Genomic DNA, 287 nt, shown 5'->3' on the forward strand with positions numbered 1-287 from the left:
GACAGATGATGATGTCATGGTGTTGTTGAAACTCATTTTTCACAGACAGGACACGCAGGAACTATTGAAAAAACTGCTGGAACGGAAGAAGCCAGAAACCCCTTAGTTTACTAAGGGCGCAATTATACACCACCCAGAGGTTGGTGCATTGCGTTCTCCGAAGGCTCCTCGCCGGAGGGCTGTGATTTTCCGCAGTCATGGTCTGCTCCAAATCAAACAGGGGACGCTACGCTTCCCCTGCGCTGGCTACCGCCAGCTACCCTTTTGTGGACTTGTCGGGATATTTT

At 50.5% G+C, this 287-nt stretch carries 1 pseudogene; it reads left to right on the forward strand.

Features of this window, described 5'->3' with window-relative positions:
- Positions 1–106: pseudogene (locus DXA36_RS33795) on the forward strand (DUF3847 domain-containing protein); the annotation flags it as partial.
- Positions 107–287 lie beyond the last annotated feature (181 nt).

The sequence above is a fragment of the Eisenbergiella sp. OF01-20 genome (assembly GCF_003478085.1).
Lineage (GTDB): Bacteria > Bacillota > Clostridia > Lachnospirales > Lachnospiraceae > Eisenbergiella.